This window comes from Pectobacterium peruviense (assembly GCF_002847345.1).
GTDB lineage: Bacteria > Pseudomonadota > Gammaproteobacteria > Enterobacterales > Enterobacteriaceae > Pectobacterium > Pectobacterium peruviense.
In genome coordinates, this window is the sequence record NZ_LXFV01000030.1 from 30,789 (window position 1) to 57,750 (window position 26,962).

The 26,962-nt window shown below is 53.0% G+C and carries 22 protein-coding genes and 1 pseudogene; 9 read left to right on the top strand and 14 right to left on the bottom strand.

What is annotated here, in order from left to right; genetic code table 11:
- Positions 1-116: 116 nt before the first annotated feature.
- Positions 117-1,211: pseudogene (locus A0G03_RS18070) on the bottom strand (NADH:flavin oxidoreductase).
- A 187-nt stretch (positions 1,212-1,398) separates the two neighbouring features.
- Between A0G03_RS18070 and A0G03_RS18075 the strand changes: the two are divergent.
- The 3 genes from A0G03_RS18075 to A0G03_RS18085 all read left to right on the top strand — a co-directional run bounded on the left by A0G03_RS18075 (position 1,399) and on the right by A0G03_RS18085 (position 3,866).
- On the top strand, positions 1,399-2,448 hold the full coding sequence (locus tag A0G03_RS18075; RefSeq protein WP_048261579.1) for an aldo/keto reductase: 1,050 nt from the start codon (positions 1,399-1,401) through the stop codon (positions 2,446-2,448).
- Between the two features lie 84 nt (positions 2,449-2,532).
- Positions 2,533-3,114 carry a TetR/AcrR family transcriptional regulator gene (locus A0G03_RS18080; protein ID WP_048261581.1) on the top strand — a complete coding sequence of 194 codons (582 nt, stop codon included), beginning with the start codon at positions 2,533-2,535 and terminating at the stop codon, positions 3,112-3,114.
- 317 nt (positions 3,115-3,431) lie between these two features.
- A complete protein-coding gene (locus A0G03_RS18085) occupies positions 3,432-3,866 on the top strand; it encodes a DoxX family protein (RefSeq protein ID WP_048261583.1) in 435 nt (144 codons plus the stop codon).
- Positions 3,867-3,950: 84 nt separating this feature from the next.
- Here A0G03_RS18085 and A0G03_RS18090 read toward each other — a convergent pair whose 3' ends face one another.
- The 7 genes from A0G03_RS18090 to dgt form a co-directional block, all read right to left on the bottom strand.
- Entirely contained in the window at positions 3,951-4,943 is a 993-nt protein-coding gene (locus A0G03_RS18090; protein ID WP_011094813.1) for a sulfate/molybdate ABC transporter ATP-binding protein, read from the bottom strand.
- A complete protein-coding gene (gene cysW / locus A0G03_RS18095; protein WP_048261586.1) occupies positions 4,933-5,814 on the bottom strand; it encodes a sulfate ABC transporter permease subunit CysW in 882 nt (293 codons plus the stop codon). The genes A0G03_RS18090 and cysW overlap by 11 nt, the downstream gene beginning before the upstream one ends.
- Before the next feature lie 12 nt (positions 5,815-5,826).
- Positions 5,827-6,639, bottom strand: coding sequence for a sulfate ABC transporter permease subunit CysT (cysT, locus tag A0G03_RS18100; RefSeq protein WP_048261588.1), 813 nt, complete (start codon positions 6,637-6,639; stop codon positions 5,827-5,829).
- A 155-nt stretch (positions 6,640-6,794) separates the two neighbouring features.
- Positions 6,795-7,799: a sulfate ABC transporter substrate-binding protein gene (locus A0G03_RS18105; protein ID WP_397241439.1), complete on the bottom strand. Its 1,005-nt coding sequence runs from the start codon at positions 7,797-7,799 to the stop codon at positions 6,795-6,797.
- Positions 7,800-8,312: 513 nt separating this feature from the next.
- Positions 8,313-9,470, bottom strand: a complete 1,158-nt coding sequence (locus A0G03_RS18115) for a CdaR family transcriptional regulator (protein ID WP_048261593.1) — start codon at positions 9,468-9,470, stop codon at positions 8,313-8,315.
- 231 nt (positions 9,471-9,701) lie between these two features.
- Positions 9,702-11,165 carry a serine endoprotease DegP gene (degP, locus tag A0G03_RS18120; protein WP_048261595.1) on the bottom strand — a complete coding sequence of 488 codons (1,464 nt, stop codon included), beginning with the start codon at positions 11,163-11,165 and terminating at the stop codon, positions 9,702-9,704.
- A gap of 189 nt (positions 11,166-11,354) precedes the next feature.
- Complete coding sequence (dgt, locus tag A0G03_RS18125; RefSeq protein ID WP_048261597.1) at positions 11,355-12,866, bottom strand: dGTPase; 1,512 nt, start codon at positions 12,864-12,866, stop codon at positions 11,355-11,357.
- Between the two features lie 123 nt (positions 12,867-12,989).
- On the opposite strand from dgt, the gene mtnN reads away from it, so the two are divergent.
- From mtnN to A0G03_RS18140, 3 genes are all read left to right on the top strand, one after another.
- Entirely contained in the window at positions 12,990-13,688 is a 699-nt protein-coding gene (mtnN, locus tag A0G03_RS18130) for a 5'-methylthioadenosine/S-adenosylhomocysteine nucleosidase (protein WP_048261598.1), read from the top strand.
- A gap of 3 nt (positions 13,689-13,691) precedes the next feature.
- On the top strand, positions 13,692-14,531 hold the full coding sequence (gene btuF, locus A0G03_RS18135) for a vitamin B12 ABC transporter substrate-binding protein BtuF (RefSeq protein WP_048261600.1): 840 nt from the start codon (positions 13,692-13,694) through the stop codon (positions 14,529-14,531).
- A 232-nt stretch (positions 14,532-14,763) separates the two neighbouring features.
- Entirely contained in the window at positions 14,764-15,042 is a 279-nt protein-coding gene (locus tag A0G03_RS18140; RefSeq protein WP_048261603.1) for a hypothetical protein, read from the top strand.
- A 138-nt stretch (positions 15,043-15,180) separates the two neighbouring features.
- On the opposite strand, the gene erpA is transcribed toward A0G03_RS18140, so the two are convergent.
- Positions 15,181-15,528 (bottom strand): iron-sulfur cluster insertion protein ErpA, encoded by a 348-nt coding sequence (gene erpA, locus A0G03_RS18145; RefSeq protein ID WP_005969047.1) that lies wholly within the window; start codon positions 15,526-15,528, stop codon positions 15,181-15,183.
- 267 nt (positions 15,529-15,795) lie between these two features.
- On the opposite strand from erpA, the gene hemL reads away from it, so the two are divergent.
- Both hemL and A0G03_RS18155 read left to right on the top strand, forming a co-directional pair.
- Positions 15,796-17,076 carry a glutamate-1-semialdehyde 2,1-aminomutase gene (hemL, locus tag A0G03_RS18150; protein WP_048261605.1) on the top strand — a complete coding sequence of 427 codons (1,281 nt, stop codon included), beginning with the start codon at positions 15,796-15,798 and terminating at the stop codon, positions 17,074-17,076.
- 175 nt (positions 17,077-17,251) lie between these two features.
- Positions 17,252-17,875 carry a glutathione S-transferase family protein gene (locus A0G03_RS18155; RefSeq protein ID WP_048261607.1) on the top strand — a complete coding sequence of 208 codons (624 nt, stop codon included), beginning with the start codon at positions 17,252-17,254 and terminating at the stop codon, positions 17,873-17,875.
- Between the two features lie 2 nt (positions 17,876-17,877).
- Here A0G03_RS18155 and A0G03_RS18160 read toward each other — a convergent pair whose 3' ends face one another.
- Positions 17,878-19,338, bottom strand: coding sequence for an aminotransferase-like domain-containing protein (locus A0G03_RS18160; protein ID WP_048261609.1), 1,461 nt, complete (start codon positions 19,336-19,338; stop codon positions 17,878-17,880).
- 135 nt (positions 19,339-19,473) lie between these two features.
- On the opposite strand from A0G03_RS18160, the gene A0G03_RS18165 reads away from it, so the two are divergent.
- Positions 19,474-20,064 (top strand): LysE family translocator, encoded by a 591-nt coding sequence (locus A0G03_RS18165; protein WP_048261611.1) that lies wholly within the window; start codon positions 19,474-19,476, stop codon positions 20,062-20,064.
- Positions 20,065-20,106: 42 nt separating this feature from the next.
- On the opposite strand, the gene fhuB is transcribed toward A0G03_RS18165, so the two are convergent.
- The 4 genes from fhuB to mrcB form a co-directional block, all read right to left on the bottom strand.
- Positions 20,107-22,125: a Fe(3+)-hydroxamate ABC transporter permease FhuB gene (fhuB, locus tag A0G03_RS18170; RefSeq protein WP_048261613.1), complete on the bottom strand. Its 2,019-nt coding sequence runs from the start codon at positions 22,123-22,125 to the stop codon at positions 20,107-20,109.
- Positions 22,118-23,044, bottom strand: coding sequence for a Fe(3+)-hydroxamate ABC transporter substrate-binding protein FhuD (fhuD, locus tag A0G03_RS18175; RefSeq protein WP_048261615.1), 927 nt, complete (start codon positions 23,042-23,044; stop codon positions 22,118-22,120). Before fhuD ends, fhuB begins: the two co-directional genes overlap by 8 nt.
- A 16-nt stretch (positions 23,045-23,060) precedes the next feature.
- Complete coding sequence (gene fhuC, locus A0G03_RS18180; RefSeq protein ID WP_048261697.1) at positions 23,061-23,858, bottom strand: Fe3+-hydroxamate ABC transporter ATP-binding protein FhuC; 798 nt, start codon at positions 23,856-23,858, stop codon at positions 23,061-23,063.
- Between the two features lie 612 nt (positions 23,859-24,470).
- Positions 24,471-26,951, bottom strand: coding sequence for a bifunctional glycosyl transferase/transpeptidase (mrcB, locus tag A0G03_RS18185; RefSeq protein ID WP_048261617.1), 2,481 nt, complete (start codon positions 26,949-26,951; stop codon positions 24,471-24,473).
- Positions 26,952-26,962: the final 11 nt, after the last annotated feature.

Sequence of the window (26,962 nt, forward strand, 5' to 3'; positions counted from 1 at the left end):
TAAATGATGATTGACATATATAATGAGAAAATAAAGCCGACATGGAACCATCCGATATCGGCAGAAAAATAGATTGTCAGGCTGCCACAGTCTTAATTCACCATGGCACCTAAACGTCATGCCAGTACGGCTAAATCCGCTGCATCAAAACCGCGTAATTTATCAGTCTGTCCAGAACGCACTTTTTGCACCCATTGCGCATCAGAGATGCAGTACCCGGCCGACCGCGATCAAATCAAACTCTTCCCGCTCCATTCGTGCATACAGATTGTCCAGCGCCGCCGTACCAGAACCTTCACCACCAAACGCAGCAAAGAAATCTGAGCTTAACCCTACCGAGCCAACGCTGATTGTCGCCGCGCCTGTCAACTTCTTCGCCCAACCGGCGAAGTTCAGCCCTTCAGCCCCGTCAATCTCAGGGAACTCCGGCTCCCAAAAACGACGCTGAGAGCAGTGGAGAACATCCACACCCGCCTCAACCAGCGGTGCCAGCCAGTCCGTCATCTCTTGTGGTGAGGTGGCAAGCCGTGCGCTGTAATCCTGCTGCTTCCACTGACTCACGCGTAAGATCAGCGGGAAATCCTCACCAACAGCGGCGCGGACCGCACGGATAATCTCTGCAGCAAAGTGGGAACGCTCACGGATCGTGGCTCCACCGAAGATATCTGTACGCTTATTCGTACCCGGCCAGAAGAATTGATCGATCAGGTAGCCATGTGCACCATGCAGCTCCAGCGTGTCAAACCCCAGACGTTTGGCATCGGCTGCCGCACGGGCGAAAGCCGCCACGGTATCGGCGATATCTTCTTCTGTCATCACCACACCACGAGGCTCACCCGGACCAACCAGCCCAGAAGGGCTCTCAACAGGGGCATCAAGTTCCCAGCCGCGACCGTGCGTTGATCCCGTGTGCCAAATTTGTGGGCCGATACGCCCCCCTGCAGCATGAACCGCTTTAGCCACCGTATCCCAGCCCGCCAGCGCCGCTTCACCATGGAAAAATGGAATCCCTGGCATGTTACGCGAAGCAGGGCGATCGACAACGGTTCCCTCCGTTAGAATCAGTCCTACGCCCCCCTCAGCGCGGCGTCGGTAATATTCCGCATTCGCCCCTCTTCCGCCATACTCCGCGTCATGGGTGCCATAACGATGCGATTGGGAAGGGTTAACCCTTTCACCGTGAAGGGACTAAACAGAATATCGTCAGACATGGATATTTCCTTTTAAGGTTTAACGCCATAGCGGCGTTGAACATTGATTAAAAACGCAATTCATGCAGTTAAGCAACCTCTGTTAGCATCGCCTCTCGTAAAGATAATGCCACCCTGCTTGCACTTATAGATGATGCATGACATATATAATAAATGTCAATCAACATTTAAATGTAAGGTGAACAGTATGAAATACACGACGTTTGGACGGAATACGGGATTACGTGTCTCGGAGCTGGCTCTCGGAACAGGAAATTTTGGCACCGGGTGGGGATATGGTTCTGAAAAAGAACAGGCTAAACAGGTATTTGATCGTTATGCCAATGCTGGCGGCAACTTCATCGATACAGCAGATGCTTACCAATTCGGTCAATCTGAACAGATGGTCGGAGAATTTATTGCCGCAGACCGCGATCATTTTGTCGTAGCGACGAAATACACCTTAAGCGCCATGCCGGATGCCGGAATTTCACGAACCGGCAATAGCCGTAAGAATATGATCTCATCGGTAGAAAACAGCCTTAAGCGACTGAAAACCGATCGTATCGATGTGCTGTGGGCGCACTTTGATGACCAATTAACTCCGCTTGAAGAAATTGTTCGTGCTTTCGACGATCTCATTCGAGCAGGGAAAATCCAGTACGCTGGCTTCTCTAATTTCCCAGCCTGGCGCATTGCCCGAGCGGACACCATCGCGGAACTGCGCGGCTGGTCGCGAATTGCCGGTATTCAGGTGGAGTACAGTCTGGTACAACGCACAGCAGAGCGAGAACTGCTGCCGATGGCAGAAGCAATGGGTCTGGCGGCCACGCTTTGGTCTCCGCTGGGCGGCGGCTTGCTGACAGGAAAATACCGTCAAAGCAAAGAAGGCCGTCTGATCGGTTTTGGCGGAAGATTAGTGCACACCGAGCAAGATACGGCCTTGCTGGATGAAGTATTTCGCGTTGCAAACGACGTGAACGTCATGCCAATACAGGTTGCCATCGCCTGGTTACGGCATAAATCCGCACGCTCCAGCACCAGCCTGATCCCCATTCTGGGTTCTCGCACGCTGGCACAGCTGGATGATACGCTACTCGCATTAGATGTGACGCTAAGTGAAGATCAGGTCGCGCGACTAGATGAAGTTAGTGCTATTTCGTTGGGAACACCGCACGATCAGATCGCGGGAACGTTGCCCCGTGCTCAAGGAGGCGACAGCACTAATATCGTTACGCCGTGGCCACCACGAGCCTGATCTGACTATTGATGAAAGGCATCATCTATTGAGTCTGGTTTTTTCATACTTTAAGATGATGCCTGACAGAGGAAGGAGAACAAAATGGCCCGTGTATCAAAACAGCAGATGGAGCGTAACCGAGAGGAAATCATCCAGGTGTCTTCACAGCTCTTTCGTGAACGAGGCCTGAACGGCGTCAGCGTGAACGATTTGATGGCCGCGGCTGGATTAACCCACGGTGGCTTTTATGGCCATTTTGCTTCTAAAGATGAACTCGCCGCAATCGCCAGCCGTAAAGCGTTTGAAGATTCCGGTTCTCGCTGGAAGGAAATAAGCCAACACGCCGATCAACATGATCTACGAACGATGGTGGAACACTATCTTTCCCCTGACCACCGTGACGGCGCTAAGGATGGCTGTGCGATCACCGCGTTAGCCAGCGACATCGCCAGAGAAAGTGAAGACAAACCGGTACGTGAGGTTTATCTCAGCGGCGTCAGAGCTATGCTGGGCAGGCTGGAGTCCATCTCCACGATAGAAGATAAAGAACAGCGCAGGCTGCATGCTCTGGCGCAATTCGCACTGCTGTCCGGCGCACTAACGTTAGCCCGTGCAACAGCTGGTGATCCCTTATCGGACGACTTTCTTAACGCCGCTAAAAAAGCACTGCTTGGCGAAGCATAAACCGGTTATGAAGGGGCCTACCGCATCCATGATAAGCCCCAAACCGCGTTCCCTCTTAAAATATTCCCTACAAGCTATTCCCTGACCTTCAGTCGGTCAGGTTGTAGACGCTTTTCATAACATATTGTTATTGCGTTATTCTCATCCATCATTAGACCGCCACAATTGCAGTGCTATGCTTATCCGCGTTGACACGCTTCACCTAATTTTTTGACAGAAAATATCAAATTTATTTGTTTTCTATTCAGGCGCTAAATCGACGACACTGCCGCCTTATATCCAATAGCACTTTTCGCTTACTCATGAGGTTGTCTAGTATGATTTCTCAGTTGAATCAGTGGTTCACGCGTTTAACCGATCATCCCGATGCAGGTAAACTTTTACTGCGTTTAACCGTGGGTATTCTGTTGCTGTTTCACGGCGTAGCAAAAGTTGAGCACGGCGTAGGCTGGATCGTACAGATGCTGCAAGGCGCAGGCCTGCCAGGTTTTATCGCTTATGGCGTTTATGTGGGTGAAGTCGTTGCGCCGATTCTGATTATTCTGGGCGTATTTACTCGTATTTCTGGCCTGATTGCCGCGGTGACACTGGTTGTCGCTACGCTGATGGTGGGTACTGGTAAATTCTTCACCTTGACCAACGTCGGCGCGTGGGCACTGGAACTGGAAGCACTCTATTTCTTCGCGGGCATTATCATCATGCTGGTTGGCAGCGGTCGTTACTCTGTAGCCTCTAACCCCGCTTATCGTTAATTCTTTCAACCGAAAGGATTAACCGTAAACGCAAAAAACCCGCGAATTTCGCGGGTTTTTTTATTGCTATCGTCGGCCTGCCGATCAGATTTCCCAGTCGTGATTATAGCGCTTGGGCTTGAACTGAATAACGTCACCTTTCTGCAACCCTTCCAGGCTCACATCGTCTTTTGCGACTTCAGCTTCAATTAACTCCGACTGCTCACCCAACTTCAACGACAGACGCGTCAAGGCTCCTAACGGGCGAATATCGCGAACCGTCACCGCCTGATAGCCATCCTGAGCTTGAACAGACAACGACACTTCATGTGGGCGGAACAGAATAGTTTCTTCCGTTTGCGCCACTTTCAGACGGTTACTGTCGCCAAGGAAATGGTAAACAAATTCGCTGGCCGGATGGTTATATACCTCTGCTGGCGTACCGATTTGCTCAATCACGCCTTTGTTCATCAGCACGATGCGGTCGGCCACTTCCATCGCCTCTTCCTGATCGTGTGTTACAAATACCGATGTCAGATCGATATCTTCATGCAACTGAGATAGCCAGCGACGCAGCTCTTTACGCACCTTGGCATCCAGTGCACCAAAAGGTTCATCCAACAGCAGAATGCTCGGTTCAACGATCAACGCACGTGCCAGCGCAATACGCTGACGCTGGCCGCCGGAAAGCTGTTCAGGATAGCGGTCTCCCAGCCAGTCCAACTGCACCAGATTCAGCAATTCATGCACTTTCTTTTCGATGTCACTCTTCGACGGGCGGATATTCTTCGGCTTCATTCGCAGCCCAAACGCGACGTTATCGAACACCGTCATGTGGCGGAACAGCGCATAGTGCTGGAAGACAAACCCGACGTTGCGTTTACGTACATCGTGGACGGACACATCCTGACCGTGAAAGATGATACTGCCGCTATCCGGCTGCTCCAGCCCGGCGATAATACGCAGCAACGTCGTCTTACCACAGCCTGATGGCCCCAGCAGCGCCACCAGCTCGCCGCTGTGGATCGACAAATTAATCTCGTTCAGCGCCCGAAACTGGCCAAATTGTTTATTAATATTGCGAATCTCAATGCTCATTTTTGGCCAACTCCTGTTGTTTCTGTATTTGCTTCGTCAATCGACTTTCACTCCACTGACGCAGTAGCAGCACCACCAGCGACATCATCAGCAGCAGAATCGCCACGCTGAAGGCAGCAACGATGTTGTACTCGTTATAAAGAATTTCGATATGCAGCGGCAGCGTGTTAGTCAGGCCGCGAATATGACCGGAAATGACGGAAACCGCGCCAAATTCCCCCATCGCACGTGCGGTACACAGCACCACACCGTAAATCAGCGCCCATTTCACATTCGGCAGCGTAATGTGCCAGAACATTTGCCAGCCATTCGCCCCCAGCAGTCGCGCCGCTTCTTCTTCCTGCGAACCCTGTTCTTCCATCAGCGGAATCAGCTCACGGGCAACATAAGGCAATGTGACGAAAATCGTCGCCAGTACGATGCCAGGCACGGCATAAACAATTTGCAGATCGTGTTCGAGCAGGAAGGGATAGATCTTGCTTTGCGCCCCAAACAGCAGCACATACACCAGCCCCGCAACAACGGGTGATACGGAAAAGGGCAAATCGATCAGCGCCAGCAGAAAGCTCTTGCCACGAAATTCGAATTTCGTCACACACCACGCCGTCGCTAGCCCGAACACCACGTTTAACGGCACGGAGATAACAGTCGCGAGTAACGTCAGCTTAAGCGCAGAGATCGCATCCGGTTCGCTAATCGCGTCCCAAAATGCACCAATGCCTTTATCCAACCCCTGAGTCACTACCATCATCAGCGGCAGCACCAGAATCAGAAAAAAGACGACCCACGCCAGTGACACCAGAATGTAATAGGCTGCGGGCTGTTTCTTTCTTTTAGCCGCGCTGTCCTGAGCGGAAATAACCTGTTCCATGACGACCAGCCCTTACAGTTTCGGTTGAATGCGGCGCTGCAACACGTTAATCAGCAGCAGCATAATGAAAGAAACCAGCAGCATGAACACGCCGATCCCGGTTGCTCCCTTGTAATCATACTGATCGAGCTTAGAGACAATCAGCAGCGGCAGGATTTCAGTTTTAAAGGGAATATTCCCCGCGATAAACACCACAGAACCGTATTCCCCTACGCCGCGAGCAAAAGCCAGAGCAAAGCCAGTCAGCCATGCGGGTAACAGCGCAGGAACTAACACATGACGGAAAACCTGAAGCGGGCGGGCGCCAAGGCAGGCTGCGGCCTCTTCCACTTCTTTGGGAATATCGGCCAACACTGGTTGCAGCGTTCTTACCACGAAAGGCAACGTAACGAAGATCAGCGCCAGCGTGATACCAATGCTGGTGTAGGCAATTTTGAAAGGAAACAGCGAACCAATCAAACCATTCGGCGCATACAACGCCGTTAGAGCAATCCCCGCCACGGCGGTTGGCAGCGCGAAGGGCATGTCGATCATGGCATCGATCACTTTACGGCCGGGGAAAGTATAACGAACGAGTACCCACGCCAACAGCGTCCCGAGAATACCGTTAATAAAAGCCGCAGCCAGCGCCGTACCAAACGAAAGCCGCAGAGAAAACAACACCTGACGGCTGGTGATGAGATCCCAAAATTGACCGAAGGTTAGTTGGCTGGCATACAAAAACATCGCTGCCAACGGAATAAGAACAATTAATCCTAAATAGCTCAGGCTAAACCCTAACGTTAGCCCGAAACCGGGGATCACTGAGGAAGAACGCTGTGACATACCGTGCCTTTAATTTTCATACTCACTATCCAGCCAACAACTGCTTGCCGACACGCACTACCTGACAGAACATTTCAGGCGGCAGTGGTCTGCCTTTTTAACCTGAAAAAGCCGCTACGGTTAATAGCGGCCTTAATCCGTCAGACGTTACAAAATTACTTATTGATCTCTTTAAAGATTTTGTCGAACACGCCGCCATCGTTAAAGAATTTGTCTTGTGCCGCGGTCCAGCCACCGAAATCCTTATCGATCGTCACCAGGTTCACCGGTGCAAACTGATCTTTAAACTCTTCAGCAATTTTGGCGTTACGTGGGCGGTAGAAGTTTTTACCGATAATGCGTTGTGCTTCATCGCTGTAGAGATATTGCAGATAAGCCTCTGCTTGTTTCTGTGTTCCTTTACGCTCAACCACTTTGTCGACAACCGCTACCGGCGGTTCAGCCAGAATTGACAGAGACGGCGTGACGATTTCAAGTTGATCGCCGCCCTGCTCTTTTAGAGACAGGTAGGCTTCGTTTTCCCATGCCAGCAGCACATCGCCCAACTGGCGTTGTACAAAGCTGATGGTCGCGCCACGCGCACCGGTATCCAGTACTGGAGCATGGCGATACAGTTCGGTGACAAATTTCAGTGCGGTTTCTTCATTGCCGCCCGGTAGCGCTTTGGCATAGGCCCATGCAGCCAGGAAGTTCCAACGTGCGCCGCCAGAAGTTTTCGGGTTTGGCGTAATCACTTCAACACCCGGTTTCACCAGATCGTTCCAGTCTTTGATTTGCTTCGGATTACCTTTGCGTACCAGAAAAACGATGGTGGAAGTGTAAGGAGTGCTGTTGTCAGGCAAACGCGCCTGCCACTTAGGATCGATCAGCGGTTGGTTCAGGTTTAATGCATCAATGTCACCGGCCAGCGCCAGCGTCACCACGTCGGCCTGCAAGCCGTCAATAACTGAACGCGCTTGTTTTCCAGAACCACCGTGCGAGTTTTTGATGGTGATATCTTCACCCGTGGTCGCTTTCCAATGCTTAATAAACGCGGCATTGTATTGCTGATACAGTTCACGCGTCGGATCGTAAGACACGTTTAATAATTCGGTAGCCGCCGAGGCCACACCAGAAAATAACAGCGCTGCCGTAGCAACAGATAACCCCAGACGACGTATTGACATTCTTATCACTCCCTAACCTTAATGCTTGAAAGTATTTAGATGAATGTGGCCGACTGACGCCTTTTATACGGCGATACCCTAAATAATTCGAGCTGCAAGAAGGCGGCGACACAGCGAATCCCCAGGAGCTTACATCAGTAAGTGACTGGGGTAAGCGAGGACAAATCGGCTAGCCGATTTGAACGCCGCTTGCGGCGACCCTTCAGGGCGAGGCTCAGATATGAGCCGAGTATTACCAACGCACATGCAGCTTGAAGTATGACGGGTATGTCAGGCTGACAACATGGGAGTGACAATAGTGGATATAGGGAAGGGGCAAAAATATTGTTTCGCGATAATTTATGCTATCGCGTTATATTGTTAATGGTTATGTCATAGTTTTCAGTCTAAGCAATTTTGTTACGACTGAAGACCGAAATGGATAGCCCTGATACCGAGTGGCATCAGGGGGACACGGTAGAGATTCAGATGACCTAAAGGTGGACGTAAAGCCGTTTCTCTTCTGCCCTACTCTTCTTCATCCAGTTGCAAGGCGACATACAGCAGCAGGCGGTCATCGAAATTCCCCAAATCTAATCCCGTCAATTCAGAGATACGATTAAGGCGATACTCCAATGTATTACGGTGAATAAACAGCGCTTTCGCCGTCGCACCGGGTTGAACGTTATTACGGAACCACGCACCTAACGTCCGGCGCAGCAGGCCATTGCCGTCCATTGCCTTGAGCTTCGAAAGCGGACGTACCAGTTCGTTTGCCTGCCAACCGCCACGCAGGCTATCCAACAGCACGGGCAGCATCAGATCCTGATAGTAATAACAACGCTGGGCGGGCATACGCTGCTTGCCTACGCTCATCGTCGTGCGCGCCGTGCGGTAAGAGCGAGCTATGCTGCCGGGGCCAGCAAAATAATTCCCCAGCGCCAGCCGCACCCGCAGCCGACTGCTTTCCGCCATCCGCGACATCAGCGTATCCACGCGTCGACGATGTTCTTCCGCATCCCAACGCCCGTGGTTATTCAGCGCCGGTTTTAATACCACCATTTCCGTCAGCGAGACAATCGCGATCAGGTTGTCTCGCTCTGGCGTGGTCAGCAGGGTTTGCAACTGCTGTAGTTCAGCCATTGCCGAGTCTACGCCAAGCTGCCCGCTGTCCACTTCGATCACCGCTGCGACGCGGGGTTTATTCATATCGATACCTAGGCGCTGCGCCCACTCCATCAGAGCGGGAGACAGATCGTCGGTACGGATCAGGTTCAACACCAGCTCTTCGCGCAGACGGCTATCCTGTGCCAGCATATGCAGCAGCCTTGCCTGCTCCAGCATCATTTCCGCTGTCATACAGACAAGCTCGCCGTATTGCCGCAGTTGGCTAGGGTTCCCCGTCAGACCGATAACGCCGACGATTTCACCGTCAATGCGCAGGGGTAAATTGATGCCCGGACGCACGCCGTGCAGATGGCGCGCCACGGCGTCATCAATATCGACAACACGCCCCTGAGAGAGTGCCAGCAGCGCCCCTTCGTGCAGTTCCCCCAATCGTTCCTGATCGCCACTGCCGATAATCTTACCGCGAGCATCCATCACGTTGATATTGCTATCAATGATCTGCATAGTTCGCGCGACAATATCCTGTGCCATCTTGGCATTGAGATGATACGACGCCATTTTTACCTCTGAGAGGAACATTGACAATTGCACCAGCATACCGCCACACGGTGCGCCACACATTGTGCAAATTAACAAAGAAAGGGGAATTAGGTTAAATCTGTGGAAGAACTCACAAAAGCGCTTTTATGGAGAAACGAGAAATAGCCGGGCACCTGAGCGCCCGGCCAGACAATCAACGTAACATATTGTCTTAAAGGTAATTATTCACTTACACATTGAACAGTTCGATTACTGCGCCAGCAGATAAATCGTGCTGTCACCACGGCGAACGTTAAACGCTAATACCGCCGGTTTGCTGTCCAAAATTTTACGCAGTTCGCCAATATTCTGTACCGCCTGTTGGTTAACGCCAAGAATAATGTCGTCCTTCTTCAGCCCTACTTTAGCCGCCGCGGAGCCGGGTTTAACGTTATCCACTTTGACGCCTTTTTTATCGTCCAACTGAGTATTGCTCAGTTCAGCACCTTCAATGCCGGAGTAGAGATTACCGGAAGCCACCTGAGCCTGATTGCTCTGTTGCAGCGTCACATCAACCGTCAGCGGTTTGCCATCACGCAGCAGCCCCAGCGCGACTTTGCTGCCCACTGGCAGCGAACCAACCTGTGCACGCAGCGCGGAGAAACTGCTAACCGCTTTTCCATTCAGCGTGACGATCACATCGCCCGCCTTTATGCCCGCTGCATCTGCCGCCGATTTTGGTCGCACCTGACTCACAAACGCGCCGCGCTGTGCATCAACCTTCATCGCTTGCGCCAGTTCGGAATTCAGCTCAGTACCGGTAATGCCCAGTTCACCGCGCTTCACTTCACCAAATTCGACAATCTGTGCAACGACGCTTTTCACCATATTGCTGGGGATAGCGAAACCAATCCCGATATTGCCGCCGTCTGGCGCAAGAATCGCGGTATTCAGCCCAATCAACTCCCCATTCAGGTTCACCAGTGCGCCACCAGAATTACCCCGGTTGATCGCCGCATCGGTCTGAATAAAGTTCTCGTAGTTTTCAATATTCAAGCCGCTACGTCCCAGCGCAGACACAATGCCCGATGTCGCAGTTTCTCCCAGACCATACGGGTTACCAATTGCTACGGTGTAATCACCGACCCGCAGTTGGTCCGAATCCGCGACCTTAATGGCCGTCAGATTTTTAAAGTCTTTCAACTGCACCAGCGCGATATCTGAACGTGGATCTTTGCCTAACACTTTGCCGTCATACTTACGGCCATCACTGAGTCGAATCTGAATCTTATCGGCGTTATCCACCACGTGACTATTGGTCACCACGTAGCCTTTTTCGGCATTAATCACGACGCCCGCGCCCAAAGCCTGGAAGTTTTCCTGTTTGGGTTGTGGTTGACCGTTGTCATCATCACCTTCTCCCTGACACATCGGAGACGACTGGAAAGGCGATCCCTCTTGGCAGAACGGTGAGTTCTCACCAAAAAACGGCTGAAGCTGCGGCGGAATACCGTCTTTGCCCGCATTGCTTTCTTTACCTGAATTGGTGGTATGCCCTTCAACGTAGATGCTTACGACAGAAGGCATCACATTTTCCAGCATAGGGGCCAGGCTGGGTAATTGACCCGATGACGCAGCAGACGCGGCTGACTCCGCCGCATTCGCTGTGGTGGAACCCATAGCCATCGCCAGACTTAACGCCAGCGCACTCAGAACCAGTGATTTTCTTTTCATAGGAGTATGTCTCATAGTAATCAACACGCGAGTCTTACGGCCCGTGTACCCGACACCGGGTACACTCAGTGGTCGTGCTGTATGAGATAAATATGAACCAACAATGTTCCCGAGGGGAAGAGCGTGAAGCGTAAGGAAATATTGAACGGCTTTACAAAACTCGCGATTTCCGTTGCAGCCTGTTCATGGCTAATCCGCCGCCATCAGTTTGCGGTACTCGTCGTAGGCGTACAAATCCGTCATACCGCTGATGTAATCCTGAATCAGACGTGCCCGATAATAATATTCACGGATGATGCGCTCGGGTTCAGCGACGCCGTCCAACTCAGTGACCGCTTCACGATAGGCCAAGCAATGCTTGCTGGATAACTTGTGATAAAGCCGCGTTTCAATCGGATAACGTTTGTGCGTATCGTCGCTGACCAGCTGGCTGAAATCCTGGTAAGGCATCTCGAGCAGTGGGCTATAAATATCCAGCAGGCCGCGAATCACACGGTCACCCTGTAGCTCCAGTTGCTCAACCTCATGGTGATTGAAAACGTGCTTTAAGGCGACATGCTTGAAGATCCCTAACAGGCGATTCTGCGGACTATCATCCTCAAGCAACGCCTGATTAAACGATCCGGCATGGATCGCTGGCAGGTTATCGATAAAACGCTTCGCGGCATGGGGCACCATCTGCTGCACGGTGTTAACACGGAGATTCATAAAGAACTGGTCGTCGTGACTGCGCCATTTTAAACGCTCACGCTCTTTGTAGGCATATTCAATCGTTTTGGCGAAAATGTCTTTCTCTGCGCCTGCGCCCCAGTTTTCACGCAACAGATCGTACAGTTCTTCTATTGTGAGGATATCTTTCTCGACGGCATCTTCTAAATCCGCGATACAGTAGGACACATCATCAGCCGCTTCCATAATGTAGCTCAGCGGATGGCGATGAAATTCCCCCATATCCAGCTCTTCACGCAGCCGCAAGACAAATGCTTCTTCTGCCAGATAGTAACCCGGCTTCTTCATCAGATAGTTGTAATCGGCGGGAAGATCGCCGTGCCAATACGCGGGGCGGGTATATTTCAGGATACAGGCTACTTGACTGTAGGTCAGATTGAGTTTCAGCAGCGTATGCACCAGCCGGATCGCCTGCGCATTGCCTTCAAAATGGCTTAGATCCTGCCGGATCTGCCCGCGCAGATCGTCTAGCCCATCCTGCTGCATCCGCAGCGTAGGGACTTTACAATCGTCGACGCGTTCCGGGGATCCACTGTCCAGATAATGGCTATCCAGCAATTTTCTGAACCATTGATTAATCGCGGACTCGCCAAAATGGCCAAACGGCGGATTGCCGATGTCGTGCATCAGACATGCCATTTCAACCAGGCTTTCAAACGGCGTTTGTCTATCCGCTAGCCCGAGCGACTCCAGTCGGCCGTCGGCTTGCAGACGGTGCAAAATCTCTTTTGCGATGTAACGGCCAACCTGCTGAACTTCCATTGAGTGGGTGAGACGGGAACGTACCGCAGCATTACGTTCCAGCGGAAAGACCTGGGTTTTTTGCTGTAATCGGCGAATGGCAGCGGAGTTAATAATACGACCGCGATCGCTTTCAAACTGACGCACAATCGCATATTCACTCTCAGCCGTTTTAGGTCGACTGAAATGCCGCTGAAAGCTCATTTTTTTGGCGAAATCGATATCAGACATACAGTTCTCCCTGTCATCCCGCTACAGCACAATGATGGATACTCCATCTCATCCCGCTAGCCATGATAGACTAACGTCCGCGATATACACCTTCCATTTATAACAGAATTTACGGGGAACCTTATGAAAGTCGGTATTATCGGCGCGATGGAACAAGAAGTAACGCTGCTGCGCGATCGGATTGAAAACCGTCAGACCTTCCAGCGTGCGGGTTGCGAAATCTACACCGGACAAATCAACGGTGTAGACGTCGCGCTGCTGAAATCCGGTATCGGCAAAGTCTCCGCCGCACTCGGTACCACTCTGCTACTGGAACATAGCAAGCCGGACGTAGTGATTAATACCGGTTCCGCTGGCGGCCTGGCACCGACACTGAACGTCGGTGATATCGTGATTTCCGATGAAGTGCGCTACCACGATGCCGACGTGACGGCCTTTGGCTATGAACCCGGCCAGATGGCGGGCTGCCCTGCCGCTTTCCCTGCCGATGAAAAACTCATCGCACTGGCGCAGGAAACCATTGCCGATTTGCAGCTGAACGCCGTGCGCGGTTTGGTTGTTAGCGGCGACGCCTTCATTAACGGCGCAGAGCCGTTAGCACGCATTCGTACCACCTTCCCGAAGGCTATTGCCGTAGAAATGGAAGCCACCGCGATCGCACATGTCTGCCATCAATTTGGCGTACCGTTTGTGGTGGTTCGCGCGATTTCTGATGTGGCCGATAAAGCCTCACACCTGAGTTTTGATGAGTTCCTGAGCGTTGCTGCACAGCAATCAACGCGGATGGTAGAAGCGATTCTGGCCAAGCTGGCTGCGCGCTAATCGATGACCGTCAGGTTCCTCTGCTGGCTGACAGGGCTGCTGCTCTGCACCGCCGCTTATGCCATTCCGCAGCGTGTTATCAGTCTCGCACCACACGCGACGGAAATGGCCTATGCGGCAGGAATGGGCGAACAGCTGATTGCGGTCAGCGCTTGGTCAGATTACCCGCCGGAAGCGAAAAAGCTGGAACAGGTTGCCTCCTGGCAGGGAATCAACCTTGAGCGGATCCTCGCACTCAAGCCCGATCTTATTCTGGCCTGGCGCGAGGGTAACCCGCAGCGTCCGCTGGAACAGCTCGCTAATTTCTCGATTCCCATCGTTTATCTGGATGCGAAAACGTTAGACGATATTCCGGCGTCATTACGACAGTTGGCAACCTATAGCCGCCATCCTGAACAAGCCGAACGGGCCGCGACAGATTTTCAGCAACAAATAGGCGAACGACAACACGCGGATGAGAAACGTAAGGCAGCACACATAGCGCCATTGCGGGTATTCATTCAATTTGGCACTCAGCCGCTGTTTACCTCGTCAAAAGCGACGCTGCAAAGTCAGATCGTTTCACTGTGCGGGGCAGAAAATATCTTTGCCGACAGCCCAGTACCCTGGCCGCAGGTAAGCCGTGAACAGGTGTTAAGACGGCAGCCACAGGCCATTATTATCGGCGGTACGCCAGATAAAATTGCCAATGCACAGGCATTTTGGCAACCGCAGTTAGCGGTTCCCATTATTACCGTCAATGAGGACTGGTTCAGCCGTAGCGGCCCTCGCTTGCTCTTGGCAGCACAACAAATTTGCTCTCAATTAATAGAATTAAGATCCACGTCTTCGTCAGCAAAGTGATTGTTAATTAACACTGTGAAATCATTCCGATAACAATAGCTTCATTAATATACAAGTTGTAACACTAGCAGACTTTTATTTCGCCATTATTTGCCGATAATCTGAGCGTAACGGTGGAATCATAGACACCAATAAAAGGTGTTGATTACCACTGGGCGATAAAGCCAAAGCAATATGCAGTAAATAAAAATTTTGAACCGATATCGGTTCCTTTACACCAGGTAGCTTTAACATGAAAAGTGCGTTGCTTTACGCGGGTCTGCTGATGGCGGCCTGTAGCACGGCATATGCAGGGAGTCAGGGTGGGCAAATTAACGCTCAACTGACGATATTACCGTCGTGTGGCGTCACGCCGCAATCCGGTCAATATCAAATGAACTGTAACGTAGCATCTGTACCTCAACCTAAAATTACTGAGTCACGTATTCAGGTCGATCAGGCAAAATTTTCTACCTCCGCGACAAAAACGACGCAAGGTACGGAAACACGGTTGATTACGGTCGAATGGTAACCACAGTAAAACACGGGGCGTATTTTTTAGCGCTTCTGTGGCAGGTTAATTGTTATAAAAAATGTCTGCTATAAAAAAACCGTGTCTCAATAAGACACGGTTTTTATTTTTTAGTCGGTGAATAACTGTAATGCGGGATCAGACGCTGAAAGAGGAACCACAGCCGCAGGTAGATTTCGCATTCGGATTCGTCACGATGAAGCGAGAACCTTCCAGCCCTTCGGTATAATCGACTGCTCCGCCAACCAGATATTGCAGGCTCATCGGATCAACCACCAGCGCCACGCCCTGTTTCTCAATGGTCATGTCGCCATCGTTGATTTGATCATCAAAGGTAAAACCATACTGGAAACCGCTACAGCCGCCGCCCGTGATGTACACGCGCAGTTTCAGCTCTGGGTTTTCTTCATCAGCAATCAGGTTTTTCACCTTGCTTGCCGCCGCATCGGTAAATTGCAGAGGCAGTGCTGCTATATCGTCGCTCATATTTTTACTCCCAACTCAGGGCTTATCAGGTGATAGACCCACATTCATATGCTTATTATCCGGCAGGATTAGAAAACGTTCAAGATTTGACAGCTGCTGTTGAAATAATCGCCGCATTATGCCGCTTCATATGCCCCTCAGCCAGTACTATCAGTGGGTATGATGCAACGCGTTTTCAAGTGAAAACCTGCACAGCGATTTCATAACGGCGGTCAGTTCATTAGAATACCCCTACATTTTACGATCAAGACCAGTCAGGACCGCGTAATGAACAAATCTGAAAGCCTGTATGCTGCGGCGCAGCAACTTATTCCCGGCGGTGTGAATTCACCTGTCCGCGCCTTTAACGGCGTCGGCGGCACGCCGTTGTTCATCGAACGGGCAGACGGAGCCTATCTCTACGACGTCGACGAACAGGCGTACATTGATTACGTGGGATCGTGGGGCCCAATGGTACTGGGTCATAATCACCCGGCGATTCGTGATGCTGTGATTGCTGCCGCAGAACGCGGTCTGAGTTTTGGTGCTCCCACTGAGATGGAAGTGCAGATGGCGCGTCTCGTCACATCTCTAGTGCCGAGCATGGATATGGTACGAATGGTCAACTCCGGAACAGAAGCCACCATGAGCGCGATTCGTCTGGCGCGTGGTTACACAGGCCGCGATAAAATCATCAAATTTGAAGGCTGCTACCATGGTCACGCCGACTGTCTGCTGGTAAAAGCAGGCTCTGGTGCGCTGACGCTGGGTCAACCGAACTCTCCCGGCGTTCCGGCCGACTTCGCCCGTCATACGCTGACCTGCGTCTATAACGATCTGTCATCCGTACGCGCCGCGTTTGAACAATATCCCAACGATATCGCCGCGATCATCGTCGAGCCCGTTGCGGGCAATATGAACTGCGTTCCACCGCTGCCAGATTTCCTGCCCGGCCTGCGTGCACTGTGTGACGAGTTTGGCGCTCTGTTCATCATCGATGAAGTCATGACCGGCTTTCGTGTCGCGCTAGCAGGAGCACAGTCACACTACGGCGTAGTACCGGATCTAACCTGTCTGGGGAAAATCATCGGCGGCGGCATGCCAGTCGGCGCATTCGGCGGCAAGCGTGAAGTCATGCAGGCGCTGGCACCAACTGGCCCTGTTTATCAAGCGGGAACGCTCTCCGGCAACCCCATCGCCATGGCCGCAGGCTTTGCTTGTTTGACCGAAGTGGCGAAACCCGGCGTACATGAAAAGCTCACTGCGTTGACCAATCAGTTGGCTGACGGCCTGCTGACTGCCGCGAAAGCCGAAAATATTCCGCTGGTGGTTAATCAGGCAGGCGGCATGTTCGGCTTGTTCTTTACCGATGCCGACAGCGTTACCTGCTATCAGGATGTGATGAAGTGCGACGTCGAACGCTTTAAGCTTTTCTTCCACATGATGCTGGAAGAAGGGATTTATCTCGCGCCGTCCGCTTTTGAAGCAGGCTTCATGTCGCTGGCACATACGCCACAGGACATTGAACGCACCATCGAAGCCGCACAGGTCTGCTTCTCGCGCCTGTAAAGCGAACGCGTACACCATGGCGTCACGGAATGACGCCATGGCAGCTTAATAACAGCCCTCCTCTACCCTCAAATTCTGCCTTCCACCTTTTTCGTCAGGATTATCGTTTGAGAATGACAAGCCATTTCAAATTGGTTATGAGTATGTCTACTTGCCTGAAAATAGCGGAGAAGTCATGTTAAAGGTTCTAGGACGCACGTCGTCGATCAACGTTCGAAAGGTGCTATGGCTGTGCGATGAATTGGCAATTCCCTTTCACCGCGAAGACTGGGGTGATGGCTATAAGTCACCGCAATCACCGGAATTTTTAGCGCTCAATCCGAATGCCATGATACCGGTTATTCAGGATGAGGATTTCGTCATGTGGGAATCGAACGCGATCTTACGTTACCTCGCCAATGCGAAAGACGGAAGCTGGCTCTACCCACAGGATCCGCGTAGTCGCGCCGCGATAGACCAATGGATCGACTGGCAGGCCACCGAGCTCAATCCCTCATGGCGTTACGCCTTTATGTCGCTGGTACGTCAGTCTTCCGCGCATCAGGATCCGCAACTATTGGCAGAATCCTGCGCGCTTTGGTCGCGCACCATGGGCATTTTGAATCAGCAATTGGAGCGGACTGGCCACTACGTTGCAGGACACGCGTTTACGCTGGCCGATATTCCTATCGGGTTATCGGTAAACCGCTGGTATGAAACGTCGCTGGAACACACAGACTATCCTGCCGTCCGCGCCTACTATGAGCACTTAAGTGAGCGAGCAGGCTACCTGACCTGGGGACGAAACGGCACGCCATAACGCTATTCTGCGCTACCCGGCCCGATGCCGCTCATTTCACACGCCAGTGCGCCAGCACGCTTAAGCGCATACGTGTAGCGTTCATCAAACGGGTAGCAGCAAGACAGCCGAAGCGCGTGCTTACAGCGGCCGCTCAGCGTGTAGAGCTCACCGGGCGTGACGCAAATCTTTTCTTGCAACAAACGATGGAATAACTCAACCCCATCTACACTGCCGGGTAATTCCAGCCAGAAGACAAACCCACCCTGCGGCTGCGTCGCGCGCGTACCCTGCGGGAAATGCCGGGCAATCAGCCCACGAGCCTCATCCATCTGCGCGGCATAGCGGCGACGTAGCGTGCGCAAATGGTGATCGTAACCGCCGGACTCCAGAAACTGCGCCAGCGTTTCCGATAGCAATGCCGATTCCGCCATTGACGACACCGCTTTCAATCGCGCCACTTTTGCCCGGAAACGCCCCGACGCTATCCAGCCGATGCGAAAATCGGGTGCCAGCGTTTTCGTGAAGCTGGAGCAGTAAATAACCCAACCCTCGCGGTCGAAGGCTTTGACAGTCGGCGACAGCGGCCAGGTAAACTGAAGCTCGCTGTATAATCCATCTTCGATAAGTGGCACCTGATAATCATTGACCAGCTTTGCCAGCCGCTTTTTATCCGCCAGCGTCATGCTGCACCCTAACGGATTCTGCGCGTTCGGCATGGCGATAATCGCCTGTAACCGATTTTCTGATAGCAGCAGCTCCAACGCATCCAGCGCGAGGCCACGCTGCGGATCGGTAGGAATCTCTACCGTTTTCAATCCCAGACTGGCTAGCAGAGGAAAGAGATAAAAATAGGTTGGCGTTTCCAGCCCCACACAGTCGCCCGGCTGCGTAACCGTACGTAACGCCAGCTGTAGCGCTTCCATACAGCCGTGAGTGATCGTGATGTCCTCACGGGTCAATGTCATCCCCAAATCCATCGCTCGACGCGCCACTTCGCGTCGCAGCCGTTCACTGCCCGGCGGCAGCGCATAGCGCCCAATCAGTTCAGGCTGTCGTCGCAGCAAGGAGGCGGCAATGCGGCTGATCTTCTCAGTCGGATAGAAATCAGCATGCTGCGGGCACGCCAGAGAAATATTGGTGTAGTCGGGGTGAGTTTGGGCAGCAAACACGGTATCAATCAGATCCAGTTTTTCACTGCCCGGCACAATCACCTGCGCACGGTGAGGTTTGCTTTCCGTTAGCGACGGCAGACGCCCTCGGACAAAATAGCCGGACTGTGGTCGTGCTTCGATCAGCCCGCGATCTTCGAGAATACGCCAGGCATTCAACACCGTGTTGACACTCACCTGATGTGAACCAGCCACTCGACGAATAGAAGGCAAACGGCTTCCCGATGCTAGCGTCCCTTGATGAATGGCCGTGGCGAAGGTTTCCGCGAGTTGTTGATAGAGCGTGCTTTCTTGTGAATCGATGATGGACACAGTTCCCCCGCAAGCCAATGAGTACAGTTAACGATTAATGCATTTTGTACCCATTACAATAATCATTTTGTGTATCTGTAACCATTTATTTTTTCTGCCTACTATAGTGTTCTTCCCCATCATCAGGATAACACCATGCTCGATCCTTCTTTTTTCAGCTACGTCACCGTTATGTCGATCACGCCGGGGCCAAATAATCTGCTGCTGGCGACGTCAGGCGTCAATTTTGGTCTGCGTCGTACGCTACCGATGCTGATGGGCATTGTCATGGGTTGCGCGATACAAACGGTGTTGATGGGCGTGGCATTGGAGCTTTTGCTGAGTTGGATGAGCATGATCCGCCTTCCCCTTACCGTGTTGGGATGCGCCTATTTACTGTGGCTATCGTGGAAAATCGTGCGCTCGTCGGCACCAGAATTACAAGGGCGAGTACAGCCGATGACTGTACTGCAAGGAACATTATTTCAGGCGGTGAATCCGAAAGCCTGGCTGATGTCCAGCAACATCGCGCTGCTTTATACCGCCAGTAACGGCATTTTCACCATTATGATCGCCTTTATGGCGCTCAATCTGCCCTGCATTTTAGTCTGGGCGCTACTCGGCGATCGCATCGGTAAACATCTTCAGGAACCGTGGAAACTGAAAGCCTTCAACGGCATCATGGCGCTTTCTCTGGTGCTCACCACGTTCTGGATGCTGATCGAAGCCATCAACGTCTCCGGCTAATCACACGGCATCGGCGGTTTTCCCTTCCCGCCGACGCTCGCGTTACTTCACCTGTTTACGCAACAGATAAACAAAGTAAGGCGCACCGATAAACGTCGCGAGCAGCCCTGCCGGAATCTGCGCCGGAAAGAGGATCATCCGGCCAAACCAGTCCGCAATCACCATCAGCGCTCCGCCAATCAGCGCAGAGCTGGCGATTTGCGGCAACACACGGCTAAAGCCCAGCATCCGTGCCATATGTGGTGCCATGAGGCCCACAAAGCTCATCGGCCCAACCATCATGGTTGCCATTGCAGTCAGCACCGAAGCCAACAGCAAAACCAGCAGGCGAACTGGCGTGACGGCCACGCCAAGCGATCTGGCAGTTGTAGTACCAAGCGGCAGAATACGCAGCCAGCGCTGACAGAGCGGGACGATCAACAGCAGCAGAATCGCGATCGCTGCCGTGCGTATCGCATCTACAGGTTCGACCGCATAGGTTGATCCCGACAGCCAGGTCAGTACGGTGCCCATACGCGGATCGCCACTGGCTAACAGCAGCGCGATCACGGTAGAGAACGCCATACTCAGCGCGATCCCCGCCAGCAGCATACGCTGCGTGGAGAAACCGCCTCGTCCGGCGATAATCACCATGACCAACAGTGTCAATGCTGCCCCCGCGCTACCTGCCGGAAGCAGCCACACGAACGCGTTGCTGGGGATGAAGAACAGTAAAATAATGACGCCAAACGATGCGCCGGAGCTAATCCCCAGCACTTCCGGACTTCCCATCGGGTTACCCGTTAATTTCTGTATTAGCGTTCCCGCTACCGCCAGCATGACCCCAGCGGTTAGCGCAGCCAGAACTCGAGGCCAGCGCCATGAAAGCAGTTGCGCTAACACATCGCCACCGCCCCACTGCCAACCTTCCGCATCTTTCCCCAACATCAACGCCGTGATAATCACCATTCCCAGCAGCATGACGCCGAGCAGCAGCCACTTTCCCCACAGGCTACGTTCGAGTGTCGGCGTGCTATTACTGTCGACCATCGCGGGTTGGCCGCTATTACGCAGACGCGGCAGTAGCCACAGTAACAGCGGCGCGCCAATCAGCGCCGTTGCCGCGCCCGTTGGTACGTCAAGCCACACCCGGTTCAGCCAGATCACGCCCTGATCGGTGACACCGAGCAGCAGCGCTCCCAGCAGCGGGGCTAATAAGAGTCGGTGCAGTAAACGCCGTGCACCCAGCATTTTCGCCAGCAGCGGCGCAAACAGGCCGATAAAACCGATAATGCCCGCCGCATTCACCAACTGCGCACACAGGAAAATCCCCAACCCAAGCGCGCTCAAGCGTGCCAGCGACAGCCCAAGTCCCAGATTACGCGCAACGCCGTCATCCAGTCCCAGCAGCGTTAGCGGACGAATCAGAAGCAGCGCCAGACAGAAACACACCAGAAGACGCGGGAGAACAAACTGCACATTGCTCCAGTCCTGCTGGTTCAGCACGCCGCTGCTCCACAAGAATAAGCCTTGAAGCTGTTCATGATGGAAGAGCACCAGCAGTTGATTGACCGCGCTGCAGTAGAAACTCAGCACCAGCCCCGCCAGTATCAGCGTCACTGGTGATAATCGCTTGCCCCAGGCAACGCCAAACACCAGTGCGCCAACCATCAGCGCACCGATCATCGCAGCGGCCTGCTGGATCCATTCGCCACCGGGCAGTGCCCACAGGGTTACCACCGTGATGCCTAGCTGTGCACCTGTGGCGATCCCCAGCGTTGACGGCTCAGCCAGCGGATTACGTAAGACCTGCTGGAACAGCACGCCACACAGCCCCAGCCCTGCACCAATCAGCGGCGCCAGCACCATGCGCGGTAACAGGCTGTAGTGGAACAGAAGCTGCTGCATGTTGTTCAAAGCGGGCTGTGTCAGCGCCTCAAACCACTGCGATACAGGTAATTGCTGCTGCAAATTGTAGCTGCCCATCCCCAGAATCACGAGCAGCAGAAAACCAATTAAAACAATGGGAAGTACCAATGGGTGCACAGTACGCTTGTGCGCGATAGACAAAGAATTAGGCATGATTTCTCGCCTCCAATGCCTGATTCAATATGCGGCAAAAGCGCATCGCCGAGAGCGTTCCACCATACAGCCAAACGGCAGGCACACGCTGTAAACGCTGTTGACGCACAAATGGCATGGCCTGCCAGAGCGGATTATTATCAAGCTGCGCGCTGATGGCGCTATCGCCATGTTCGAAGCAGAGCACATTGGCATCACCGATTTCCACCAGACGTTCAATGCCCACAATCGTACTGCCCCAGAAGCTGGTTTCACCCTGCCAGGCATTCTCTATCCCGACATGATCCATCACTTCCTGAAAAAGACTGTTCTTGGCGATGATCAGTACATGACGGCTATCGATCAGCGTGATGAGCAACAGCGGCCGCTCGGTATACGGCTGAAGCGTGATTTTTTCCTGCTGGAGAAACTGCGACAACTCCGTCAGATGCCGTTCTCCGGCCGCCTTCATATTTAGCGCATCGGCCAGTTTCATCACTGAGGTCTGTGCCGATGTCAGCGGTTTTCCCTGTTCGCTGCTAAACCCAAAGCCTAGAAGCGGAGAAATGCGGGACATTTTCGCGACCGAAGGGCCATAACCTTCAGAGTAAAGAATCATGGATGGGCGAATCTGCGTCAGCAACTCAAGGTTAGGCTCAGTACGTAACCCCACATCAATCACTGACTCTGGCAACGCAGGCTCTTTCACCCACAGGTTGTAATTATGCTTATCGGCAATCGCGAAGGGCGTAATGCCCAACGCCAGAAGCAGTTCAACAGGCAACCATTCCAGCGCCACAATACGGCTTAAATCAGGAAAAACACGTGTTGCGCCTCTGCTCGCCGCCGAATAAACCAGCGGCGACAGCAGCAACGCCGTCAATAGACGACGGCGTTGCGGATCGGGGGAATGCGGGGAAGAAAAAAATTCAGGCATCATTAGCAGGTAAACCGAGTTAACAAACGAAGCTGACCGGTGCGCCACCAGCCGGATGAGGTAGAATGCCCATAGGAATGCCGTAGATACTTTCCAGCACATCCCCTTGCATCAGCGCGACAGGCTCACCCTGCGCAATCATTTTACCGCCGCGCAATGCCACCAGATGATCGCAGTAACGAGCAGCCATATTGATATCATGCAGCACCGCAATCACGGTGATGGCACGCTCGTGGCTCATGCGCTGAATCAGGGCCAGAACCTCAACCTGATGCGCAATATCCAGTGCAGAAGTCGGTTCATCTAACAGCAGGCAGCGGCTGTCCTGCGCCACCGTCATCGCCAGCCAGGCTCGCTGCCGTTCACCGCCGGACAGACTATCCACCAGACGGTTAGCAAACGGCTTTAATCCCACCAGCGTGATGGCCTCTTCGACCTTTTCCCGATCGGCGCTGCCGAAACGGCCTAATGCACCATGCCACGGATAGCGCCCCACGGCGACTAGCTCGCGCACGGTCATCCCTTCTGCGGCAGGAAGCTGCTGCGGCAAATAGGCAACCTGACGGGCGAACAATTTGCTGTCCCAGCTTCCGGTCGCCTGTTCACCCAACAGCGCGGTACCGCTGCTGGCAGGCTGATGGCGACCCAGAATTTTCAGCAATGTCGATTTGCCTGAGCCATTGTGCCCAATCAGACCACACACTTTCCCCACCGGAAACGTGATCGATAACGGGTGTAGCAGCGTGCGTCCGGCGACGGAAAAGCTCACGTCATCCAGTCTGTAGGTGGTATCAGGCAGTACAGTTTGATTTTGCATAGCGCTTTTGATTTTTAATGTCACGGACGGAAAGGGGTTAAGCGGCGATCGCTATTCCCGTAACTATCGAACCAGACCCATAACGATCAAGCTAAAAGAGAACGATAATGATTACGATAAAGGCAGCATGATAGGCGCAACAGAATGCCAATCGCAAGACTTTTACCTGTCAGCGCCAGAATGGCATGACAGGTAAAGCGGTATCAGGCAGGATGTGGTACTCGCCCCAAAATAGCAGATAAAAAAAACACCACAGATTCAGCCTATTAGGCACATTTTATGCCACTATTGAGGCGGTTTCGTGCGCGATAATACCGTTATTTTCATGCTACCTTGTAGCACGCGCCCGACATAGTGGGCTACGCCAGCCCCCTATGAACCCCAGCTTTTGCCGGGAATTATGCCGCTAAAGCGGTGCCTTCGTCGGTATCAAGCTTAACGGACCGCTTGCGACACGTTCCTGACGTGACGCAAGCTTTCGCCGCGTCCATGCGGCTCATCCTAAGCCTGCTATCTCCTCAGCATAATTTTTTACGCCGGATAACGACAAAACACGTGATGCTCCTGTCTTTGTCTATAAGAGACAATAGATTAACCGGGGGCTGTGAGAGATTATTGACCAAACATTTCTTTGATCCAGTCAGCGACGCCTTCGCCGTTTTGCTGGCCCTGCTGCGCGGAAGGCTGCGGCTGGCTAGCCTGACACAGTGCCTGCGGATTATCCGTCCAGACTGGCAAGACGCGTCCGGCGCTGCTGCCGTTGCAGATAAAGTTCCCGCTGGCATCCACCGTCATGGTCGTAATGCCTTCCGGCGGCGTCAACATCAACGGCAGCGGCGTTTGATTTTCCAGATAGCGACGATAAATCGTCAGCGCACCATTCGCCCCGGTCAGCTTGGCTGGGCCGTTGTTATCACGCCCTACCCAGCTAATCGCCACTTCTTTACCGTCAATTCCGGCAAACCAACTGTCGCGCAGATCATTGGTGGTACCGGTTTTTGCTGCCAGATGATAATTCGGGAATTTCACCGCCAGTGACCGTGACGTACCGCGTTCAACCACCTGCTGCATGCCGTATAGCGTCAAATAGGCTGCCTGCGCCGGAACCGCTCGTTCAGCCTGCGGGAAGCTTTGATACAACACCGTACCATCTTCCGCAATCACCGAACGCAGTGAGGAAAGTGGAGCACGATTGCCGCCGCTGGCGATCGTCTGGTATTCCTGCGCTACTTCCATCGGCGTGAGACTGATCGCCCCCAACAGCATCGCTGGTACAGTCTGAATCACGTTTTCGGGGATACCTAAACGCTTCAACGTTGCCGTGACCTGATCCAGCCCCACGGCCATCCCCAGATTGACGGTTGGGACGTTCAGCGAGTTTGCCAACGCATCGACTAACATGACGCGGCCACGGAATTCACGATCGTAGTTCTTCGGCTGCCACAGTTGTCCGTTAGGCTGCTTGAGCGACAGTGGTTCATCTGCCAACAGGGTATTCAGACGATAGGTGTCCGGCTGGCTCAGTGCCGTCAGGTAAGTCGGTGGCTTCGCCAGCGATCCGACAGGACGACGCGCCTGTAGCGCACGGTTAAATCCGGCGTACTGCGTTTGAGCACCGCCAACCATCGCGCGGACTTCGCCACTGAAACGATCGACAATGACCATCGCTGCTTCGAGATCGCTAACATTACGCCCTGCACGCAGTGCCGGGACGCCCACTTCTACCGCTTTTTCCGCTGCATCCTGCGAGACGGGATCGAGCGTGGTAAAGACCTTCACGCCGGAGAGATCGTTAACTTTGTCGCCAAGCCGCTGTTGCAGCTCCTGACGCACCATCTGCATAAACGCGGGCTGAGGACTGATTACGCCGCCTTTCGGCTGTACGCCCAGCGGACGCGCACTCAGCATGTTGTACAGGTCGGCATCAATCACCTGCTGATTCTGCAACAGGCGCAGCACCAGATTACGTCGCTCTAACGTAATATCTGGGTTACGCCACGGGTTGTATAGCGACGCCCCTTTCACCATCCCCACCAGCAGTGCCTGCTGATCGAGACTCAGTTCATTCACCGGACGACCAAAGTAATACAGGCTGGCAAGTGGGAAACCGCGTATCTGATCGTTACCGCTCTGACCGAGGTATACCTCGTTAAGATACAGTTCAAGGATACGATCCTTGCTGTAGCGATAATCCATGATCAGCGCCATATAGGCTTCGTTGGCTTTACGCCACAGCGAACGTTCGTTAGTCAGGAACAGGTTCTTCACCAACTGTTGCGTCAGCGTACTCCCCCCCTGCACTGCTCGTCCCGCCGTGATGTTCGCTAAAAACGCACGACCAATCGAGTACAGGCTGATGCCATCGTGCTCATAGAAATGACGGTCTTCGGTCGCCACCAGCGTATCCACTAACAGATCGGGGAAACCAGCACGTGGCACAAACAAACGCTGTTCGCCATTCGGCGACTGCATCATGGTGATCAGTTTTGGATCGAGACGGAAAAAGCCGAAGTTACGCTGATTGTCCAGATTCTGGATCTGCGACAGACGATCGTTGGCAAACGTCAGGCGCGCCTGAATCTGCCCTTCTTTCCCATCAGGGAAATCAAACGGACGGCGCAACATATCGATACTGTTGCCACGCACGCTGAATTCGCCCGGACGAGTAATACGGCTCACCTGACGGTATTGCATACCTTCCAGCAGGCTAATCATCTCTTTCTGGCTATAGGCCATGCCAGGCTCGAGGTTGACCATGCGGCCATAGACGGCAGCCGGCAACTGCCAGACTTTGCCTTCAATACGGCTGCGAATCTGGCTGTCGAGATAGACGCCATAGATCGCCATCGCTACGGCAAAGATCAGGAACAGCTTGATCGCCAGCCCCAGCCAGCGCCGTCTTCTTTGCGATTTCCGCGTCATTTTGTCATCGCCGTCGTAATCATCATCGTCGTCATAGTCGTCCTGATAATCGTCATAGTCATCATCATCATAGTCGTCATCCCTGCGACGTCGTATGGCCTGCTTGCGTTCAGGCTTACGTTTTGGCGCTTTCCCTTTACGTCCGATAGGTTCGCGGTCATCCCGAGACATTACAATAACTT

Excerpts from the sequence above, each read along its gene's own strand:
- A0G03_RS18075 (WP_048261579.1), top strand. The coding sequence starts at position 1,399 with ATGAAATACACGACGTTTGGACGGAATACGGGATTACGTGTCTCGGAG.
- A0G03_RS18080 (WP_048261581.1), top strand. The coding sequence starts at position 2,533 with ATGGCCCGTGTATCAAAACAGCAGATGGAGCGTAACCGAGAGGAAATC.
- A0G03_RS18085 (WP_048261583.1), top strand. The coding sequence starts at position 3,432 with ATGATTTCTCAGTTGAATCAGTGGTTCACGCGTTTAACCGATCATCCC.
- A0G03_RS18090 (WP_011094813.1), bottom strand. The coding sequence starts at position 4,943 with ATGAGCATTGAGATTCGCAATATTAATAAACAATTTGGCCAGTTTCGG.
- cysW (WP_048261586.1), bottom strand. The coding sequence starts at position 5,814 with ATGGAACAGGTTATTTCCGCTCAGGACAGCGCGGCTAAAAGAAAGAAA.
- cysT (WP_048261588.1), bottom strand. The coding sequence starts at position 6,639 with ATGTCACAGCGTTCTTCCTCAGTGATCCCCGGTTTCGGGCTAACGTTA.
- A0G03_RS18115 (WP_048261593.1), bottom strand. The coding sequence starts at position 9,470 with ATGGCGTCGTATCATCTCAATGCCAAGATGGCACAGGATATTGTCGCG.
- degP (WP_048261595.1), bottom strand. The coding sequence starts at position 11,165 with ATGAAAAGAAAATCACTGGTTCTGAGTGCGCTGGCGTTAAGTCTGGCG.
- dgt (WP_048261597.1), bottom strand. The coding sequence starts at position 12,866 with ATGTCTGATATCGATTTCGCCAAAAAAATGAGCTTTCAGCGGCATTTC.
- mtnN (WP_048261598.1), top strand. The coding sequence starts at position 12,990 with ATGAAAGTCGGTATTATCGGCGCGATGGAACAAGAAGTAACGCTGCTG.
- btuF (WP_048261600.1), top strand. The coding sequence starts at position 13,692 with ATGACCGTCAGGTTCCTCTGCTGGCTGACAGGGCTGCTGCTCTGCACC.
- A0G03_RS18140 (WP_048261603.1), top strand. The coding sequence starts at position 14,764 with ATGAAAAGTGCGTTGCTTTACGCGGGTCTGCTGATGGCGGCCTGTAGC.
- erpA (WP_005969047.1), bottom strand. The coding sequence starts at position 15,528 with ATGAGCGACGATATAGCAGCACTGCCTCTGCAATTTACCGATGCGGCG.
- hemL (WP_048261605.1), top strand. The coding sequence starts at position 15,796 with ATGAACAAATCTGAAAGCCTGTATGCTGCGGCGCAGCAACTTATTCCC.
- A0G03_RS18155 (WP_048261607.1), top strand. The coding sequence starts at position 17,252 with ATGTTAAAGGTTCTAGGACGCACGTCGTCGATCAACGTTCGAAAGGTG.
- A0G03_RS18165 (WP_048261611.1), top strand. The coding sequence starts at position 19,474 with ATGCTCGATCCTTCTTTTTTCAGCTACGTCACCGTTATGTCGATCACG.
- fhuB (WP_048261613.1), bottom strand. The coding sequence starts at position 22,125 with ATGCCTAATTCTTTGTCTATCGCGCACAAGCGTACTGTGCACCCATTG.
- fhuD (WP_048261615.1), bottom strand. The coding sequence starts at position 23,044 with ATGATGCCTGAATTTTTTTCTTCCCCGCATTCCCCCGATCCGCAACGC.
- fhuC (WP_048261697.1), bottom strand. The coding sequence starts at position 23,858 with ATGCAAAATCAAACTGTACTGCCTGATACCACCTACAGACTGGATGAC.
- mrcB (WP_048261617.1), bottom strand. The coding sequence starts at position 26,951 with ATGTCTCGGGATGACCGCGAACCTATCGGACGTAAAGGGAAAGCGCCA.